We start from the raw sequence: 18,219 nt of genomic DNA, 5'->3' as shown, positions 1-18,219 counted from the left end.
CCAACTTGCTACATTGGGGGATGATTATTTCATAGGCAGGGAAGCTTCTACAGAAACTCTTGATCAATATTACAAGTTGACTTTTTGCCTAAATGGTCATAGTTTTCTTTGAGCCATACATCTGCCGAACGACGCCCCAGTTTGCGCAGTTTTTGTAAAAAGTCCCAATCAGCATTGAGCTTACTTGACACTCCTAAATTAGTCATTTCTTCCTCAGCTTTTACATGGTGAATGTACAGGTTTCTCAGTTTGCCCTCTTGGTTGAGGTCAGCTTCCAACATTCTTTGCACAAAGTTGATCCTACGCATTTCGTGCATCAAACTAGAGTTAAAGCTCAATTCGTTGATTCTATCTCTTATTTCTACCGCAGTTTTAGGAATATCGGGGCGATGAATGGGGTTGATTTGTACCAATACAATGTCTTCTGTCTCGGTATCGTCTATCAAGGGGAAAATGGGTGGGTTTCCCATAAAGCCACCGTCCCAATATGCTTCTCCATCTATTTCCACCGCTTTGAACAACGACGGCAAACAAGCCGAAGCCAGTACCGCATCTACCGAAATATCTTTTTTGGAGAAAACCTTAGGTCGACTGGTACGCACATTGGTAGCACATACAAATAGTTTCATGGCGGTACTTTTACGTAGCTCGTCAAAATCTATCAACTCCAGCAATAAATCACGCAATGGATTAATATCGAACAAGTTGTTTTGGTAAGGCGACGACATCATGGTCAAAAAATCGAACATGTAGTAGCTCGGCGAAAAGTCCATACGCCCTGTGCCAAGCCACCTGTCCAAAAAGCTGGGCTTGATCGGTGATTTATCAAAAGCTTCTGATGTTTTTTGCCAAAAAGCTTCTAACATCTTAATGGCTCCTTCCCTTCCTCCTATATGCATGCCATACGCTACCATCGTAGAGTTCATGGCCCCGGCACTTGTACCACATAAGCCTTCTATTACAAGACTTTCGGCCTCTAGAAAACGTTCTAAGACTCCCCAGGTAAAGGCACCGTGCGAGCCCCCCCCTTGTAATGCTAAATCAATGGTTTTGTACATTCTGTTGTGTTATTGTTGTATTTAGAGTATAAACTCGCTAAAGTCAAAAATCCTACTTTACCTACTTCGAAGCTGGAATATCAGGGTAAAATCTAAAAAAGACGCAGTTACCTGCGTCTTCAGCCAATTTTTCATAGCTTAAATATCTTTTATAGATGAATTACTACAACTATTGGGCGCTCCAGCCACCTTCTACCGGAATAGAAGCTCCAGTCATCATTTGTGCACTCTCGGAAGCCAAAAATAACGCCAAAGCACCCAAATCTTCTACTTTTACAAAGTCTTTGATGGCTTGTTTTTTTAACATTACTTTTGTTACTACTTCTTCTTCGGTCATGTTATGAGACTTTGCCTGGTCTTTGATCTGCCCTTCTACCAAAGGAGTTTTTACATAACCCGGACAAATGGCATTGCAGGTAATGCCATGAGGAGCTCCTTCGAGTCCCAATACTTTGGTTAACCCGGTTACCCCATGCTTGGATGTGACATAAGCCGATTTGAACTCAGAAGCACGCAAGCCATGCGCTGAAGTAATATTGATAATACGGCCAAATTTACGCGCTTTCATGCCTGGCCAAACGGCTTTGCTGGTATGAAAAGCTGCCGACATATTTACTCCAATGATCAGGTCCCACTTGGCGGCAGGAAACTCGTCAATAGGCGCCACATACTGCACACCAGCATTGTTGATGAGTACGTCGATGCTACCAAAGGCTCCTTCGGCAATTTTCACCATTTCGTTGATGTCATCTGGCTTGAGCATGTTAGCCGCAGAGAACATGGTAGTAACTCCAAACTCTTCTCCCACTTTTTCGGCTATCTCAGCGCCATTGTCTTCCAATCCATTGAAACATATATTGTAGCCTGCTTCGGCAAATTTACGGGCTATGCCCAACCCTATTCCACTGGTGCTTCCAGTAATAATTGCATTCTTACTCATTGTTTAATTTTTTTTTATTGGTTAGTTAATAGCAAGGTTCTAGCGACTAGGTACACCCTGTTTAACTGCGTTGAGCTCATCACAGCAAACTGCTGTAGATTCGGTTCACAGGTAGCTAGTAAATTCATAATATACTTATTTTCAGTGGTTTATGGATTTATCAACTAGAAGTCCTGACAAGGTTCTAGTACTCTGGCTTCTAAGTAGGTAAAGTAGAAATTTTGATGAATTAACTACGTTGAGCTCGCGAAAAGCTCGGTTTTGGTTACTAGCGATCTTCAAAAATAGAGCATAGCCGTAGCTACGCGAAACAGCGCTTTACATATTTAGTGTCCAGAGTACTAGCTAGGTACGCCTTGTTAGTTAGAAGTCCGAGTCCAGCGTTGATAGCCTTGGCAGGCTGCCAGTAGAACAGGACATACCTAGAACTCTGTCGCCACCACGAACTACATTGCAAATTAAAGCTATTTCAGTACTTCACCTACTAAATAAACCTTTTCTTCCCGGTTTATCGCGTTTGATATGATCAATACTACTTTTTGTTGTTTGCCTAGCTGTTGTTTTTTTGCCGGGTGATAACTTACCGATATTTTACCTACTGCATTGGGGTGTACTACCTCTCTGTCCCAATCGGTCAAGGTACAACCGCAAGTAGTTTGCACATCATAAATTTGCAAGGGTTTGGTACCTGTATTTTTAAAGTGAAAGGTCACGTTAACCACTTCATCTGCTTTGATAGTTTTAAAGTTATAAGCATTGTGAGCAAAAGTAATTCGAGGGGTTTTGAGGTTTAAGTCTTGCTTAAGTGCCTCTGCTGCTTCTTTTTGGGCAAATGCCTGAGTAGTCAAAAAAAACACGCTGGTTAACAATATTATTAAACTTTTTTTCATAGCAATAGCAATTATATGTCTTTTCTTATAAACCTTTAGATGGCAAAATTAGCCATTTTTTTTTATTGTTCCCGCCAATTTATCCAAGAACTCCTCTTGGGTTCAAATAGCGTATTACGACCCAACCATCAAATTGTTTAGCTAACCTTCTGATGCTTGATTTGAACTGTCTGATTCACGAATCAGGTAGATTAAAAGTAGCATAAGGGCTTGTTTTGGGCAATTGTTTTACCAAACACTCATTGAACTTTATGAAAAATACCTCACTGCTTAGCCGGCGAAACTGGCTAAGAAATACCACACTTTCGTCGGCTGGTTTGGTAATGGCTGCCCATACAGGGGTGTTTGCCCAATCTGCCAATGATTATCCTAACGAAGAAGAACTGGTCAGGTTATTCTCTAATGAAAATCCTTATGGACCTTCGCGCCAAGCCAAGGCAGCTATAGAAAAACTGTTGCATCGAGCCAACCGCTACCCTACCTACCATGAAGTAAACCCTCAGGCATTGAAAGAAGCCATTGCCAAAAAAGAAGGGCTCAAGCCCGAAAACGTGGTGCTGGGACATGGCTCTTATCAATTGCTCACGCTGATTGCCATATTGTATGGCAACCAACAACAAACCTTGGTGATTCCACGCCCTACTTTTAATGTGACGGGGGCGTATGCCGAAAAACAGCTTGGCGCAAGGGTAAAATACGTAAACCTTGACACAAAGTTTGGTATGGACTTGCCCGCCATGCGCCGGGCAATAGACAACCGTACCAGTATGGTCATGATTTGCAACCCCAACAATCCTACGGGTACCTCTGTGAGTGCTCAAAAACTGGCTGATTTTTGTAAAGAAGTAGGCAAAAAAGCCACCGTATTTGTAGATGAAGCCTATATAGAATACGCTCCCCCTACTCATACCCAATCGATGGTAGCCTTGGTGCGTCAACAAGAAAATGTGCTCATTACCCGCACTTTTTCTAAAATGTATGGGCTTGCGGGCATGCGGGTAGGCTATGCCCTGGCACGAAAAGACATTGCCACAAAGCTGGACGCGCTTAATGGGCGCTTTGGGCAGTTGATCAACGGGCTGGGGCTGGCGGCAGCTATGGCTTCGCTCAAAGATGAGAGGTTTATAAAAAAATCGGTGAGAAAAAACGAGGAAGTTAAAAACTGGTTTTATCAACAACTTCGGCAAACTGGGGTGCCTTATATTGCCAGCGACACCAATTTTGTATATGTACAAACGGGTAAAATATACGCAAATTTTCACAGTCAACTGGCAACACACCACCTTAAGGCAGTAGGACATGATAAAAGCGAGTGGAGCCGGATAAGTATAGGCACACTTGCCAACATGAAACAACTAATGCGTAGTATGAAAACTATGCAAAAAATATAGACCAATGATGACAAAAACCTGTAAAACAGTTACACTATTCATTTTAGGTTGGTGGGTATTGTTCAGTGCTCCCACCCAGGCACAAAGCCAGAATAAAGATGATATGGAGCTTATTCAAGAAGTAATCAAGCATTACTTTGAGGGAGGAGCCAACAGCAACATTGCCAGTTTTAAGAAAGCCTTGCACCCTAAAACCTATCTGAAATTCTCGAAAAATGGAGCATATACAGAAATAGACATGCCCACTTATTATGGGTTTTATAAAGCTGGAAAGGTGAACCAACGAGTCTCTAAAATCTTATCTATTGACATTACCGATTCAGCGGCAGCAGCCAAGGTAAGCATTGCAGGCAAAAAACGGGTTTTCACCGATTACTTCACTTTGCTTAAACTAAAAGATGGTTGGAAGATTGTCAGCAAAACTTCTACCAATAGACCTGTCAAGACAAATCGATAATGCATGCTGTATAAATACCAGTCTAATGACTTGCCCAGGTTTGTTTGTTGCTCGAACAAACTTGGGTATTTTTTATTGAAGCTTAAACAAGCCCTTGCTTCACGCAAAATTTTTGATTTAATGCAAAAAAAATGTATGTTATTGTAAATACGCTCAATCCAAAACTTTAAAGTAATACAAATGAGGTTTGGCAAGCTTTTACGAACAATGATTTTATGGTGGTGCAGTGTCTTTTATACAAATGCTCAACCCCTCTCCAGTCCTGTTTTTCCTATTAAAAATAAAGGAGTTCCATTTATTACCAACTTTACTACCAAAGACTACAATGCACACGATCAAAACTGGCGCATTACTCAAAATAACCATCATGTATTGTATGTGGGCAATACAATGGGTTTGTTAGAATTTGACGGTGTACACTGGCGCTTGATAGAATTGCCCAACAAATCGTCTGTAAGGGGGATATGCCATAGCAGTAATGGCAAGGTATACATTGGAGGCAAGGGTTTTATAGGGTATGTATCTACCAATGCCACTGGGCAAACTTATGTGGCTTCTTTGATGGATAAGCTTCCTAAAAACGCCCATGACTTTCAGACAGTATGGGGCATAAGAGAAGTGCCCAACGAGGGCATTGTCTTTAGGGCTCGTGAACAATTGGTCATTCTCAAACAAGGAAAATGCAAAGTGATTCTCCCACCTACAGGTACTCGTTTTGGGTATGCTTTTAAGCTAAACCAACAACTGTATGTAAGTATCCCCAAAGTAGGCATCCTGAAACTGGAAAATGGGCAATTGAAGCCCAGCAAACGATTTGAAAAGCTCGAAGACAAAAATATAAAATATGCAGTACCCATGTCTCAAGGACAATGGTTATTGCTTACCCGTACCAAACTTTACATACACAACGCTACAAACACCCGCCCCTTTGCTGCTCATCTCAATGATTTCTTTACTCAAAACAAACTCTACAGCATTGCCAAAATAAACGATCATTATTATGCCTTGGGTACCAATCGGGCAGGCGTGCTTATTATTGACAAAACCGGCAAAGTAATTCAGCATATACACCGAGGCAATGGGTTACAGGGCAACAATGTATACTACTTGTACCTCGATCAAAACCGAAATTTATGGGCGGCATTGTCTAATGGCATAGCCTTGCTTGAGGTAGCCTCTCCTTTTTCTAAATTGTATGGCATCAATGGGACAGTTTATGACACCTATGTGCATCAAAAAAAGCTTTTTTCGGCCACCTCGCAAGGCATCCAGTACCGTCATTGGTCTTCCTATCAAAACCCCTTGTCAGACACCGTCAGGTTTTATCCAATGTCTGACTTTGTTCATCAAACCTGGGCTTTTAGTATGGAACAAAACCAATTGTTGGCAGCCTACAACCCTGGAGTCGTTCAGGTTGAAACTTTAGGTACTAACCCAAAGCTCAAAGAACTGGAAACACTGCCAGGAAATATATGGACATTTACCCACATTGCCCATCGTCCAAAGTACTTGCTGGCGGGCAGTATAAGTGGCTTGTTTTTGCTCGAATGGAAAAATAATGTGTGGCAGCTTAAACATAAGGTCAAAGGGTTTTCGCATAACGCCCGCTATTTGCAAGAAGGTAAAAATGGCTATTTCTGGGTAAGCAATGATCAAAAAGGGGTATGTCGCTTTAAGCTTGATACAACCACCTATAGTCAGATAACTCAAACAGTATGGTATAACAAAGCCAAAGGTTTGCCTTCTAACACGTTCAACCGTGTGTACAAAATAAATGGAAAAAACGTGGTAGCCAGTGAAGATGGTATTTATGTATACCATCAGGCACAAGACCAATTTGTAAGAGAAAAAAAACTGAATCAACTCCTGGGTGCCCAACAAGCCGTTTTGTATTTGCGTAGCGATGCACAACAAAACATCTGGGCAATGTTGCAAAGTAAAGCAGACAAATACCCCCACTTGGTATTACTAAAAAAAAACAATGAGGGTTACCAACGGAAAGATCAAACACTGAAAAAAATGAGGGGAGTATTTATCGAAAAAATAGCGCCGCATTTGAATAGCTTGGGCAATAAAGACGTGCTGTTGGCCACTCGTGAGGGGTTGATTCATTATGACCCAACCATTGCCTTGCCCCCTTTTTCGTTCAGTGCATTGCTGCGTAAGGTGTTGGTGTTGGAAGCTAAAGATTCTGTCATATTTTCGGGCACCCTTACCAACCCTGCTCGCCAAGCTACAGTACTACCTTACAAATACCACAGCTTAAGGTTCGCTGCCAGTAGTACTTTTTATGCCAACGCCCACCAAAACCAATACCGCTACTGGCTGGAGGGGCTAGACGTGCAATGGTCTGATTGGACAAGCGAAACCTACAAAGAATACACCAACCTTCCGGCGGGCAATTATGTACTACATTTACAAACCCGCAATGTGTACAAGGCAGTAAGCCCAATAGTTGATTACCGTTTTCAGATATTGCCTCCCTGGTACCGCACGGTTTGGGCGTATATCAGCTATGTGTTATTGGGCTTACTTATCATTACTGGAGGGGTTCGCTGGTATACTGCACGTTTGCGTCGCCAAAAAGAACACCTGGCGCAACTTGTGGCTGCACGTACCAAAGAACTGGAGGTACAAAACAGTTACCTGGAGCAATCTTATAAGAATGTAAGCCTGATGACCAAAATGGGGCAAGAAATTACGGCTTCGCTCAACTTAGACAAGGTGCTCAATACCATTTATGAAAATGTGAATAAGCTCATGGATGCTACTATTTTTGGCATTGGTATTTATCAGCCAGAAACACAACAGGTAAGCTTTGAACTCGCCATAGAGCGGAACATGCGCTATAAGCCCTACTCACGCAGTATGTCAGAAAAAAACCAGTTTTCGGTATGGTGTATCGAAAACAAACAGTCTATTCTGATGGGCAATGTAGTAGAAGAGCAATATCAGTACATTGAAGAAGCGTTTTTGGCTGATCAATACCTTCTGGATGGTTCGCAAAGTACCATGCCCGCTTCAGCAGTGTATGTGCCTCTGATGATTCAGGATAGAATGGTAGGGGTCATTAGTGCCCAAAGTTTTCAGCACCATGCTTATACAGACTACCACCTCAATTTGCTAAAAAACCTATCGCTTTATGTGGCAATTGCTATAGAAAATGCACAAATTTACCAACAGATTGACCGTAAAAATGAAGATATTACGGCAGGTATTAAGTATGCAAAGAGGATTCAACAAGCTATTTTGCCCTTGACCGATCGAATGCTCAAGGCGTTGCCTGCGCACTTTGTACTTTACCTGCCCCGCGATATTGTTTCAGGAGATTTTTATTGGTTTGAAGAAACAGAAGGGTTGATTTTTTTGGTAGCGGCAGATTGTACCGGGCATGGGGTATCGGGTGCTTTGATGACGATGTTGGGCTCTAGTGCGCTTGCCGAAATTGTGATTCAAAAAAAGATACACCAACCTCATCAAATACTAAATGCCTTGGATAAGGTAATGAGGCGTATTCTGAAAAGTAAAGATACCCACATTCAGGATGGCATGGACATGGCAATATGCGTGATTGATAAAAACCGTTCTCAACTGCATTTTGCGGGGGCTAAAAACTCCTTGCTACTCATACAAGGTGGAAAAGCACAAGAAATAAAAGGCGATATGTACGAAATCAATGGTCATCGTAAAGCCAACCAGCCCACCAAGTACCGCAACCATACCATTGCTATAGACCAACCCACGTCGTTTTATATCTACTCAGATGGTTTTCAGGATCAATTTGGGGGAGCCGATGGTAAAAAATTCATGAAAAAGCGTTTTAGGGAATTGATTTACCAGCTCTCTGCCGAACCCATCGAGCAACAAAAACAGTTGTTACAAAAAAAACTATATGAATGGATGGAAGGACAAAGCCAGGTAGATGATATACTGGTAATTGGAGTAGAAATACAAGCAATCCACCCCGAAGCAGATGCTACCTGAAGTAATAAGCTCTCCTATGATTGTTACTTTATTTTAACAATTGCTACTTAAATGAGCATTAATTTATCAAAGACGATAAAATTGATGCTCATTTTTTTATATTTGTTAATTGTGTTTGTTTTGAAGATTAAAATAGAAAATAGTCAACCGTTGGTTAAAATACATTAACACCTAACCCCAAAGTGTATACTTGTCGCTTGAAGCTTCAAGCTTGCTCCTGTAGGGTCTCCCGACTATTATACCAAGAAAATAAAGCATGCAGACTGAACTTAATACTACTGGAAGCACCGAAGTGATTACTTATTTTGTCGACGTGATTTTGCCCGTGCCTATCCCCAAGTTATTTACTTATCGGGTGCCATTGGCCATGAACGACCTTATTCAGGTGGGGGCAAGAGTAATTGTGCAGTTTGGTAGCAAAAAAGTATTGACTGCAGTAGTGGCGCACATTCACAAAAACCCACCTACCAACTACAAAGCAAAGTACTTGCTGGAACTACTGGACGAGGTGCCCATGGTGACTCCCCAACAAATAGAAATGTTTCAGTGGATGGCGGGGTACTATATGTGTTATATTGGTGAGGTACTCAATGTAGCGCTGCCCTCTGGCTTAAAGATAAGCAGCCAGTCAAAGATACAGCTCAACCCCAATGTCGACCTGGTACATGCCGACCTTAGCCACAATGAGCAACGCCTGATAGAAGCCCTGCAAGAAGCCCAGTCATTGTCGTATACCGAAGCCTCTGAAGTGTTGGGGGTGCGCAATATTTATCAATTGATTAAATCACTGGTAGCCAAAGAAATAGTGCTGGTATTTGAAGAAATAAGGGAACGCTATCAGCCCAAAAAGCTCAAAAAAATACGCTTGTGTAAAGAATACATCGAGAAACAAACCTTGGACACCCTTTCCAAGTCGTTGGAAAAAAAGCCCAAGCAACAAGATGTATTGCTAAATTACCTGCGGCACGTACCCGTATACAAAGATTGGATGCTCAATGAGGGTGGGCTTGCCAAATCTGCTTTTACCAAAAACGAGACCTTGTCTAACTCGGCACTTAAGACCTTGACCAAGAATGGCATTTTTGAAGAGTTTGAGATCATAGTATCCCGTTTTGATGAGTACATCCCTGACCCTAACGTAAAAATAGAGCTATCGGAGCGCCAGCAAGAGGTAAGCGGTGAGATTATGCTCAATTTTGAAGAAAAAGATGTGGTGTTGCTGCATGGGGTTACCGGGAGCGGTAAAACGGAGATTTATATAGACCTGATTCAAAAAGTATTTGAGAGTGGTTCACAAGTGCTGTTTTTGCTGCCCGAAATTGCCCTGACTACCCAGATTGTGTCACGCCTTAAGCGTATTTTTGGCAACCAAATGGGCGTTTACCACTCCAAGTTTTCGGACAACGAACGGGTAGAAGTGTGGCAAGGGGTAGTATCGGGCAGGTTTAACTTTGTAGTAGGGGTACGCTCGGCAGTATTTTTACCCTTTGATAACCTGGGGCTTATTATTGTTGACGAAGAGCACGAAAGCTCATACAAACAATACGATCCGGCGCCCCGTTATCATGCCCGCGATATGACCCTGGTCATTGCCCGCCAACAACATTGCAAGGTATTGTTGGGCTCTGCTACCCCATCTACCGAAAGCTTCTACAATGCCAAAATGGGGCGCTATGGTTTGGTACAGCTCAAAGAACGTTATGGCAGTGCCCGCCTGCCCGATATTCAGTTGGTAGATTTGACGGCAGAGCGAAAAAAAATGAAAAAGCGCAGCATTCGCTTCTCTTCTACCTTGGTACAGGCTATCAAAGAACGCTTGCACGTACAAGAGCAGGTTATTTTATTTCAAAACCGCCGGGGCTATTCCCCTTATATGAGTTGTCGTGCTTGTGCCCACATTCCCAAATGCGAAAACTGCGCGGTAAGCCTTACTTACCACATGTACAGCAACGAACTGCGTTGCCATTATTGCGGACATATTGAAGCCCCCCCCCGAAAATGTCCCGCTTGTGGCTCTATGGAGATAGCAACCGTGGGTTATGGTACCGAAAAGATAGAAGATGAACTCAAGGTGATGTTTACGCAGGCAAGGGTGCAAAGGATGGATTTGGATACTACCCGCGCCAAGAATAGTTACCAGCAAATTATTCAAGACTTTGAAAACCAACAAATAGAAATTTTGGTGGGCACTCAAATGCTGAGCAAGGGGCTTGACTTTGACAATGTAAGCCTGGTAGGTATTTTTGACGCAGACCGTATCATCAACTTTCCCGATTTTCGCTCGCACGAGCGGGCTTTTCAGATTATGACCCAAGTAAGCGGACGTGCCGGGCGTAAAGACAAACCGGGTTTGGTTCTTATACAAACGGCCGACACTCAGCAAGACGTTTTGCATAAAATAATTGCCGGAGACTATGAGGGGATGTATCGTAAGGAAATAGAAGACCGACAGTATTTTAAGTATCCACCATTTACCCGATTGATCAAGCTTACTACCAAGCACATAGACAAAGGCGCCAGTGCAAGGGCAGCCCAAATGCTTGCCGATAAGCTTACCACCAAGTTAGGGCGCGACCGGGTGTTGGGTCCTGAAGCCCCTTTGGTTGAAAAGATCAGGAACAAGTACCTCAAAACAATTTTGATTAAACTGGAACGTGAAAAAATTGACCTTAAGGCGGTCAAACACTTTATTCAAGAACAACGCGAAGAAGTCTTATTATCCAAAGAATTTAAAAAGCTGCAAATTGTCATTGATGTAGACCCTATATAATCGGTAATGATGGGTATTAGCCAGGCAAAGCGCCCATTCATCCTTATAAACTACCCTTTATAGTTAAGCGCCCCCATGACCGCGTTTTTATACACCCTGCCAATCGGCAGGGTTTGCCCGTTGAGCTCTATGGTTTCGGCAGTAAACGCCTCTATCCTGTCCATTGCTACTATAAACGAACGGTGCGTACGTACAAATAGGGCTGGTGGCAACGCCTGTTCAAACTGGCTGATGAGTTGTTTGGTAACAATGAGTTTTTGGACAGTATGCAATTTTACATAATCTTTGAGGCTTTCAATGTATAAAATATCTTTGAGGTATACTTTAAGCACTTTGCGGTCTGCTTTTACATAAATAAAAGCATCGACACTGTTGCCCTCCTCATTATTTACCGTGGCCAAACTACCTTCGCTTTGTCGGTAGTACTTGTTGATTGCTTTCAAAAAACGATCAAATGCAATGGGCTTGAGCAAGTAGTCTACCACTTCCAGGTCAAACGCTTCCAAGGCATAATCGCGGTAAGCAGTGGTAAAAATCACCTTGGGAGGATGACTAAGCGTTTTCAGAAAATCTATGCCCGTAATTTGAGGCATTTGAATGTCAAGAAAGACCAAATCAATGGTGTTTTTTTGTAATACCTCTAGTGCTTCCATGGCGTGCTGGCATTTGGCCACTACTTGTATATGGGGTATTTTTTCTAAATGATTGGCAATCACCCGAATTGCAATAGGTTCATCATCCACTATGATACATTTACAGTTCATTTTTCTTTATTTTTTTGATGATTATTTCTCACTAAGAGCTTGGCTAAAATTCAGCATTAAACTTACCTTAAACTCGTCTGTTTTATCTTCTATCTTAAGGGTGTGCTGGTCTTTGTATAATAAATTCAAGCGTTTTTGCACATTTTGTAAACCTATGCCGTTGCCACTTTTGTAAGGGAGCGACAAATCTGCCCCCGAAATTTTACTATTGTTAATGTATAACTGTAAGGCATCACTATTTACTTTTAAAGACACGTTAATCCAACACTTTTTTGCTTCATTACTTACTCCGTGTTTAAAACAGTTTTCGATAAAAGGCAGAATCAGCATGGGGGCGATGTATTGCCCAGCAAGTTGCCCTTCGGTTTGCCAATGCAACTCCAGTTTGTTTTCGTAACGCAATTGCTCCAAAGAGATAAAGTTTTGAATATGTCTGATTTCATCCTGTAGCAACACTTGGGGCTTGTTGCTCTTGTAAAGTACGTAATCAAGCAATTCCGACAGTTTGATGACTACTTCGGGGGCATTGTCTGACTTTTCGAGGGTAAGCCCATACAGACTGTTCAGGGTATTGAACAAAAGATGAGGATGAATTTGCGCTTTGAGCAACTGTAGTTCAGCTTCTTTAAGGCGTAGCTCATTTTCGAGCGAGTACTGCACCAACCATTGATTTTTTTGCTGACTTTGGTACCAATGTTTGAACAACTTGATAGCCACCCCCAAAAATATCACCCAATACATACCCACTATCAGAAAGTATACATCCAGGCTTGCCGGAGTCATGGAACTGACCTGATACTTGGCAACTAATATAATGGTCAGTACAATGGCCCAAGCCTGCAGCCAAAGTGAAAGCACAAAAATACCGAAGGTAAAAAAGGCAAATAGCCTGTATTTTTTTTGTAACAAAAACCGGGGAATCAGGCAATAGTTGAGCAAATAAAGGGTGGCAGCAGTAATGGGCAATAGCAGGCTTACCAATAAAAAGCTACTGGCATAGTGGGCGTTTTGGTGCCCAAAAAATAAGGTGTAAAACAACCACACTACTCCCCAGAAAAGCAAGTGGACAACTTTAGATGTATGTGTTAGGTATTTGAAACCGTACACTTTTTTATATTTCATTCTGCTTGATTGTTAGGATGATTTTACAGCATAAAAATAGTGGCTAATCTGCCATATTTTGGAGTAAAATCTAGTTTTGTGAACCTCAACATCCGTTCATTTCCCCGAATCAAGTTCGGGATCATGGATTTTCTGTAGCTAAAAAAACGAACCAAAACCGATAGCTGCAGCTACGCTGCGCTGAGCTCTGCCAAAGGCTAAAAAGCCACCGCTGTACCTTGATCGCTAAAATTTACTTCATTACGCCGAACAGCTCAAACACTCCCTCGTACCTCGGTCGGTGATCTGTTTTATCGGCTTCATTGCGTAAACCGATGGCTACAGCTACGCTGTGCCGAGCTCACCGCAAGGTAATTTCTTAACGCTTACAAGCTAAGGCGGAATGAAAGACGCTGTAATTCAAGCACTTTTGACCTTTGATAAAAAATATCACGACGCAAGTTATAAGAAATGAAAATTAGTGTACAGTTTTGAATGTTTAGGTTAAACGCACTATGAAAAAACCTTCATATTTATAGGCGTAAGAACCATATAAATCCACTCTTGAATGGTAAATATTGCTCAAGATTACCCGATTTTTTCGGATGTCCCCAAAACCATTTTTGTTTAAGTATAACAAAGTGAACATTTACTCGAATCAGCTATGGACTCCCGACTAAATACTATGGACTAATTACACATATTTTTTATGTTTTCACAAAATGAAAGGCATTTGTAGACCAAATTCAGGTTTGAAAGGGTTTTCGGCAGTTTTTGGGCTCAAAACGACCGTTCGCAGGGTAAAACCGTTATATTGAAAGCTTATACAGGCATACAGCGATTTAAAAATTTTGCCTTGCAAATACCTCTTATCATTGTAACGAAATTATTTTTTTGGTTACAACTAAATCTAATACACAATGAAAACTTTTCTTGATTTTATAGTAAACGGAGGTTTGTTTTTTACTTTGCCATTGACCCTTTTTGCGGGCATTATCTTATTTTTTGGGGTAAGGTTGGGGCTTGAGTTGTTTGTAGCCGAGCGAGCCTTGAAGCCAAGAGTAAGCAAAAGCCTGGATACCATCATTTATTTGGGTAGTTTCTCGTTTATTTTTGGAATATTGGGGCAATTGGTCGGTTTGTACGAGGCGTTTAACGTATTGAGCAAGGTAGGTGCTGTTTCCCCTAAAATATTGATGGCAGGCCTCAAAGTATCTACCATACCTACACTCTATGGCTTTGGTATTTTGTTGGTAGCTTCCATCGTTTGGTTTGTGTTTCGCCGCAAACTTCAATCGCTGACCGACCAAGACTAAGCAAGGCATTTTGTCACAACTATCTGGCAGGTTTTCGAAAACCTGCCAGGTATGACTAGCAGGTAGTACTAAACCGCCAACCCCAGCCTTTTCACCACCTCTGGATTGTCTATAGCAATTACCTGTTCTTGCATTACCAGCAACTCATCCATTTTTTGCCCTCGCAAGCACTTGCCCTGTTCCAACACAAAGTCGGTAATGTCTTGGATAGACACCGCCCAATGAGTGCCAAAATTCTTCAGGAGCTCATTGCGCAAGCCCAATTGCACCGCCCTTCGTTGTAGCTTATCGCCATTGGGGGCGTGGTCAGGGTCCCATTGCATCACCACATTGCTTGCTTTCAGCTTTGCCTGCCAATCAGCTCTTGAGCCATACACCTCGGCTACATAACTGGAATGAATGGCTTCTTCCAGAATTAATTCAAAATTTTGTTTGCTTATTTCGATGGCCAAAATACGCTCTTGATTAGGTTTGCTTGCCCAGCCAGCCCGGTACATCATCCACAAAAAATTGGGTTTGATCCAGCTCATGCGGCTAAAGCTGTATTGGCTTCCGCCAAATTGTTGATGGGTTACGGCATATTTGGCTATACTAGGGTTAAAAGCCTGGTAAACAATCAGGTTTTCGGCGTTGGTCATTTGCCCCAAAATATGCCGCCCTTCCTGAGGCAAGTCAGTTTCATAATCTTTGTAAAGAATGGTTTGTAGGTTCATTGATTTCTATTGTTTTAATTGTTGCGCAATGCGCTACATAGGTATTCGAGGCATTTTACTCCCATACCTTAAGCAAAAAAAGCTTTCCCTGCATCAGAGAAAGCCTTTTTGTTATTTTTTAAATTGGCCTATCCCGAAATGGCTCCGGCAATGGTGGCAGTCATAAAACAAGCCAGAGTAGCACCCAATAAAGCACGCAGCCCCAACTTAGACAAATTCCCTTGTTGGTTAGGCGCCATTCCACTAATTCCCCCAATCTGAATGGCAATAGAGCTAAAGTTAGAAAAACCACAAAGGGCGTAGGTAGATACCAAAATAGACTTTTCACTCAAAGAACCTTCCTTAATCATACGCGATAAGTCAAGGTAAGCGACAAACTCATTGACCGCCGTTTTTTGTCCAATCAAACTTCCCACAAGTAAGGTATCTTTCCACTCTACCCCCATCAAGTAGGCAAAAGGTCGGCTAATTTGCCCCAGCAAATACTCCATAGAAAGAGCCTTGAAAGCCCCACCTGTTTGTACCCTGATAATTTGGTTCACATCCAACACATCGCCTATATAAACCAATCCAGCATTGAGCATCGCAATTACAGCAATAAATGCCAACAGCATACCACCTACATTCAAGGCTAGTTTCAATCCATCACCTGCCCCAATCGCCATCGCGTCTATCAGGTTTACCCCTAGCGATTCTTTAGACAGTTCTAAACTCTTGTTTACATCCTTGGTTTCTGGAATCATAATTTTTGCCATCACAATGGCAGCAGGGGCACTCATAATAGAAGCACTGAGCAAATGCGAAGCAAACTTGGCTTTAGCCACCGGATCGGCACCCCCTAATACGCCTACTGCAGCAGCCAGAATGGCTCCGGCAATGGTAGCCATACCACCTGTCATGAGGCACATCAGCTCCGACTTGGTCATATTTTTAATAAAAGGCTTTACTAACAGAGGGGCTTCGGTTTGCCCTAAAAAAATATTTCCTGCGGCAGACAGACTCTCAGGTCCAGACAAACCCATGGCCTTTGACATAACATAAGCGATGGCGTATACTATTTTTTGTAGAATGCCTAAGTAATAAAGAGCAGCCGAAATGGTAGAGAAAAAGATAATGGTGGGTAACACCTGAAAGGCAAATATAAAACCAAAAGAAGACTTATCGTTTGCCAGGTCACCAAAGAGAAATTTAGAACCGTCCAATGCAAAATCTAAAAAGCGCACAAACCCAGTACTTATTGCATCGAACATATCCCGCACAAATGGCACTTTCATGATCAACAACCCAAATACGATCTGGAGTGTAATCCCTATACCAACCAGCCTCCAATTGATGGCTTTACGATTGTTGGAAACAAGATAGCCCACCAACATAAATACCACCAAACCAATAATACCCTTAAAATAATCCATTACTCTTAATCAAATTGGCAATTAATATAAATGCAAAAGCACTTGCCCAAAAGTATTTTACCCCTTGTGGGGGAAAGGTTAGACAAGCGCATCAAAAAAATAGCGCGTAAAACTAAGTTTTTTTTTTAAGAAAGCGGGGTTACTATTTAACAAATCTTTGAAAATCAAGCTTTCACAACGGTATAAGGGTACAAATATTGCGCATTGTTTCTTTTTGTTCCAACTCATACCCTCTTATAATTATGGATAAACTTAACACCACTACGGTTAATAAATTTATGAAGGCATTGATAGACTTTGAAGCACATAGTGTGATGAGTGATTTTAATCGCATATTTGGTGCTGACTATGGGGAGGATCTCTGGAGCGAGTTTCTGAACCAATGCAATAGTAATACGACGATGTTTTACCGGATTTTAGACGAAAAGCAGCAAAAGGTTTTTGAGCAGTACTTAAGCAATACCGCAGAACACATGGTATCTTAGAGATGAAAAATAATTAATTCCCTGACTTAAGGAACTTGGCACACAGTAATAATTCTATAGAGGCAAAAAATCCTCAAAAGTGTCTGGAAGCTTCTCCAGAAATTCTTTTGAGGATTTTTTGCCTTTCTCATACTCCTTCCTTAGTTCCCCAAGTATTAGGAGCAAAGTAGTGCCTACTCTACCCTACTATTTTTCGCCCTGATTTGTGTCTTCACAACCGAGTTTACGAGTCCTTAAATAGTAAGCTAACTTACTTAACTATCAACCGCTTGCGAATATGGGTGCCATTGCATTTGAGTTCGTACACATACACGCCAGCAGTGACCCGTTGTCGACTTTTGTCTTTTCTTTAGTATTGTCTAAAGCAAAAATGGTATTGTTGCCTCCAGTACCTTTGTACCAAAACTCCAAAGTAAAAGAAGGCAGGTTACGAAATACCTCTATTTGTTTTACTTTAATGGGAGTATGACTACCCATCACCCAAGAGTCGGCTTAATTGCTGCTGGCTGCAAAAAACATGTGATTGTTTGACACAATGGGGCTAAAAGCAAATTCTCCTGATTCGCGTTCTATTCCTACCTTTTTGATAATTTGAATGGTGGGGGGAAATGTTGGTTTTTAATTGCTCCAAATAGGGCAAAGCAGTTACCAACTTGTTTGATTTGAATTCCAGTGGTGCATGACTCTCTGGATTTGCTTCCAAAGAGGTGCAAAACAGTGCACAAAGGTGTTGTCGACAATTTATCAAATTAAAAGTTGTCATGTGTGGTTCAGGTTTGTTTAGACAGATAGTTTTCAACTAATTACAATGCTATACAACCTTGGTCAAAGGAATGGTTGCCTGACTTTAATTTTTTTTACAAAAGTTTTCAAATCAAGGTAGCTTTAATGCGGCTGGTGCACGCGTCCCCGCGTGTGTTCCTAACAGAACTCTGATC

Annotated in this window: 14 protein-coding genes; 7 read left to right on the top strand and 7 right to left on the bottom strand. The window is 41.8% G+C overall.

Annotation, left to right across the window (positions count from 1 at the left end):
- Positions 1 to 47: 47 nt before the first annotated feature.
- From M23134_RS09120 to M23134_RS09110, 3 genes are all read right to left on the bottom strand, one after another.
- The gene (locus M23134_RS09120; protein ID WP_002695707.1) at positions 48 to 1,058 is read right to left on the bottom strand and encodes a patatin-like phospholipase family protein; all 1,011 of its coding nucleotides are present in this window, start codon (positions 1,056 to 1,058) and stop codon (positions 48 to 50) included.
- A gap of 169 nt (positions 1,059 to 1,227) precedes the next feature.
- The gene (locus M23134_RS09115) at positions 1,228 to 1,998 is read right to left on the bottom strand and encodes a 3-hydroxybutyrate dehydrogenase (RefSeq protein WP_002695705.1); all 771 of its coding nucleotides are present in this window, start codon (positions 1,996 to 1,998) and stop codon (positions 1,228 to 1,230) included.
- A 464-nt stretch (positions 1,999 to 2,462) separates the two neighbouring features.
- Positions 2,463 to 2,888 (bottom strand): DUF1573 domain-containing protein, encoded by a 426-nt coding sequence (locus M23134_RS09110; protein WP_002695703.1) that lies wholly within the window; start codon positions 2,886 to 2,888, stop codon positions 2,463 to 2,465.
- A gap of 251 nt (positions 2,889 to 3,139) precedes the next feature.
- Between M23134_RS09110 and M23134_RS09105 the strand changes: the two genes are divergently transcribed.
- From M23134_RS09105 to priA, 4 genes are all read left to right on the top strand, one after another.
- On the top strand, positions 3,140 to 4,279 hold the full coding sequence (locus M23134_RS09105; protein WP_002695700.1) for a pyridoxal phosphate-dependent aminotransferase: 1,140 nt from the start codon (positions 3,140 to 3,142) through the stop codon (positions 4,277 to 4,279).
- Between the two features lie 4 nt (positions 4,280 to 4,283).
- Positions 4,284 to 4,736, top strand: coding sequence for a nuclear transport factor 2 family protein (locus tag M23134_RS09100; RefSeq protein ID WP_002695696.1), 453 nt, complete (start codon positions 4,284 to 4,286; stop codon positions 4,734 to 4,736).
- A 207-nt stretch (positions 4,737 to 4,943) separates the two neighbouring features.
- Positions 4,944 to 8,720: a SpoIIE family protein phosphatase gene (locus tag M23134_RS09095; RefSeq protein WP_198144998.1), complete on the top strand. Its 3,777-nt coding sequence runs from the start codon at positions 4,944 to 4,946 to the stop codon at positions 8,718 to 8,720.
- Positions 8,721 to 8,976: 256 nt separating this feature from the next.
- Positions 8,977 to 11,490 (top strand): replication restart helicase PriA, encoded by a 2,514-nt coding sequence (gene priA, locus M23134_RS09090; RefSeq protein ID WP_002695692.1) that lies wholly within the window; start codon positions 8,977 to 8,979, stop codon positions 11,488 to 11,490.
- A gap of 50 nt (positions 11,491 to 11,540) precedes the next feature.
- On the opposite strand, the gene M23134_RS09085 is transcribed toward priA, so the two are convergent.
- Together M23134_RS09085 and M23134_RS09080 are read right to left on the bottom strand one after the other, a co-directional pair.
- Positions 11,541 to 12,254, bottom strand: a complete 714-nt coding sequence (locus tag M23134_RS09085) for a LytR/AlgR family response regulator transcription factor (RefSeq protein WP_002695681.1) — start codon at positions 12,252 to 12,254, stop codon at positions 11,541 to 11,543.
- A gap of 21 nt (positions 12,255 to 12,275) precedes the next feature.
- Positions 12,276 to 13,376, bottom strand: a complete 1,101-nt coding sequence (locus M23134_RS09080) for a sensor histidine kinase (protein WP_002695679.1) — start codon at positions 13,374 to 13,376, stop codon at positions 12,276 to 12,278.
- Positions 13,377 to 14,275: 899 nt separating this feature from the next.
- Between M23134_RS09080 and M23134_RS09075 the strand changes: the two genes are divergently transcribed.
- Entirely contained in the window at positions 14,276 to 14,671 is a 396-nt protein-coding gene (locus M23134_RS09075) for a MotA/TolQ/ExbB proton channel family protein (RefSeq protein WP_002695675.1), read from the top strand.
- Between the two features lie 68 nt (positions 14,672 to 14,739).
- On the opposite strand, the gene M23134_RS09070 is transcribed toward M23134_RS09075, so the two are convergent.
- Both M23134_RS09070 and M23134_RS09065 read right to left on the bottom strand, forming a co-directional pair.
- Positions 14,740 to 15,384 carry a DUF4291 domain-containing protein gene (locus tag M23134_RS09070; protein WP_002695673.1) on the bottom strand — a complete coding sequence of 215 codons (645 nt, stop codon included), beginning with the start codon at positions 15,382 to 15,384 and terminating at the stop codon, positions 14,740 to 14,742.
- A 128-nt stretch (positions 15,385 to 15,512) separates the two neighbouring features.
- Positions 15,513 to 16,796, bottom strand: coding sequence for a NupC/NupG family nucleoside CNT transporter (locus M23134_RS09065; protein WP_002695672.1), 1,284 nt, complete (start codon positions 16,794 to 16,796; stop codon positions 15,513 to 15,515).
- Positions 16,797 to 17,038: 242 nt separating this feature from the next.
- Between M23134_RS09065 and M23134_RS09060 the strand changes: the two genes are divergently transcribed.
- Together M23134_RS09060 and M23134_RS09055 are read left to right on the top strand one after the other, a co-directional pair.
- Entirely contained in the window at positions 17,039 to 17,281 is a 243-nt protein-coding gene (locus tag M23134_RS09060) for a hypothetical protein (protein ID WP_002695670.1), read from the top strand.
- Positions 17,282 to 17,558: 277 nt separating this feature from the next.
- Entirely contained in the window at positions 17,559 to 17,750 is a 192-nt protein-coding gene (locus tag M23134_RS09055; RefSeq protein ID WP_045113266.1) for a hypothetical protein, read from the top strand.
- The last annotated feature ends 469 nt before the right edge of the window (positions 17,751 to 18,219 follow it).

It is taken from the genome of Microscilla marina ATCC 23134 (assembly GCF_000169175.1).
Lineage (GTDB): Bacteria > Bacteroidota > Bacteroidia > Cytophagales > Microscillaceae > Microscilla > Microscilla marina.
Note: the sequence above shows the minus strand (reverse complement) of the source record. Positions and strands in the feature narration are given on the sequence as shown.

Excerpts from the sequence above, each read along its gene's own strand:
- M23134_RS09105 (WP_002695700.1), top strand. The coding sequence starts at position 3,140 with ATGAAAAATACCTCACTGCTTAGCCGGCGAAACTGGCTAAGAAATACC.
- M23134_RS09085 (WP_002695681.1), bottom strand. The coding sequence starts at position 12,254 with ATGAACTGTAAATGTATCATAGTGGATGATGAACCTATTGCAATTCGG.
- M23134_RS09120 (WP_002695707.1), bottom strand. The coding sequence starts at position 1,058 with ATGTACAAAACCATTGATTTAGCATTACAAGGGGGGGGCTCGCACGGT.
- M23134_RS09060 (WP_002695670.1), top strand. The coding sequence starts at position 17,039 with ATGGATAAACTTAACACCACTACGGTTAATAAATTTATGAAGGCATTG.
- priA (WP_002695692.1), top strand. The coding sequence starts at position 8,977 with ATGCAGACTGAACTTAATACTACTGGAAGCACCGAAGTGATTACTTAT.
- M23134_RS09075 (WP_002695675.1), top strand. The coding sequence starts at position 14,276 with ATGAAAACTTTTCTTGATTTTATAGTAAACGGAGGTTTGTTTTTTACT.
- M23134_RS09080 (WP_002695679.1), bottom strand. The coding sequence starts at position 13,376 with ATGAAATATAAAAAAGTGTACGGTTTCAAATACCTAACACATACATCT.
- M23134_RS09070 (WP_002695673.1), bottom strand. The coding sequence starts at position 15,384 with ATGAACCTACAAACCATTCTTTACAAAGATTATGAAACTGACTTGCCT.
- M23134_RS09100 (WP_002695696.1), top strand. The coding sequence starts at position 4,284 with ATGATGACAAAAACCTGTAAAACAGTTACACTATTCATTTTAGGTTGG.
- M23134_RS09095 (WP_198144998.1), top strand. The coding sequence starts at position 4,944 with ATGATTTTATGGTGGTGCAGTGTCTTTTATACAAATGCTCAACCCCTC.
- M23134_RS09110 (WP_002695703.1), bottom strand. The coding sequence starts at position 2,888 with ATGAAAAAAAGTTTAATAATATTGTTAACCAGCGTGTTTTTTTTGACT.
- M23134_RS09065 (WP_002695672.1), bottom strand. The coding sequence starts at position 16,796 with ATGGATTATTTTAAGGGTATTATTGGTTTGGTGGTATTTATGTTGGTG.
- M23134_RS09115 (WP_002695705.1), bottom strand. The coding sequence starts at position 1,998 with ATGAGTAAGAATGCAATTATTACTGGAAGCACCAGTGGAATAGGGTTG.
- M23134_RS09055 (WP_045113266.1), top strand. The coding sequence starts at position 17,559 with ATGGGTGCCATTGCATTTGAGTTCGTACACATACACGCCAGCAGTGAC.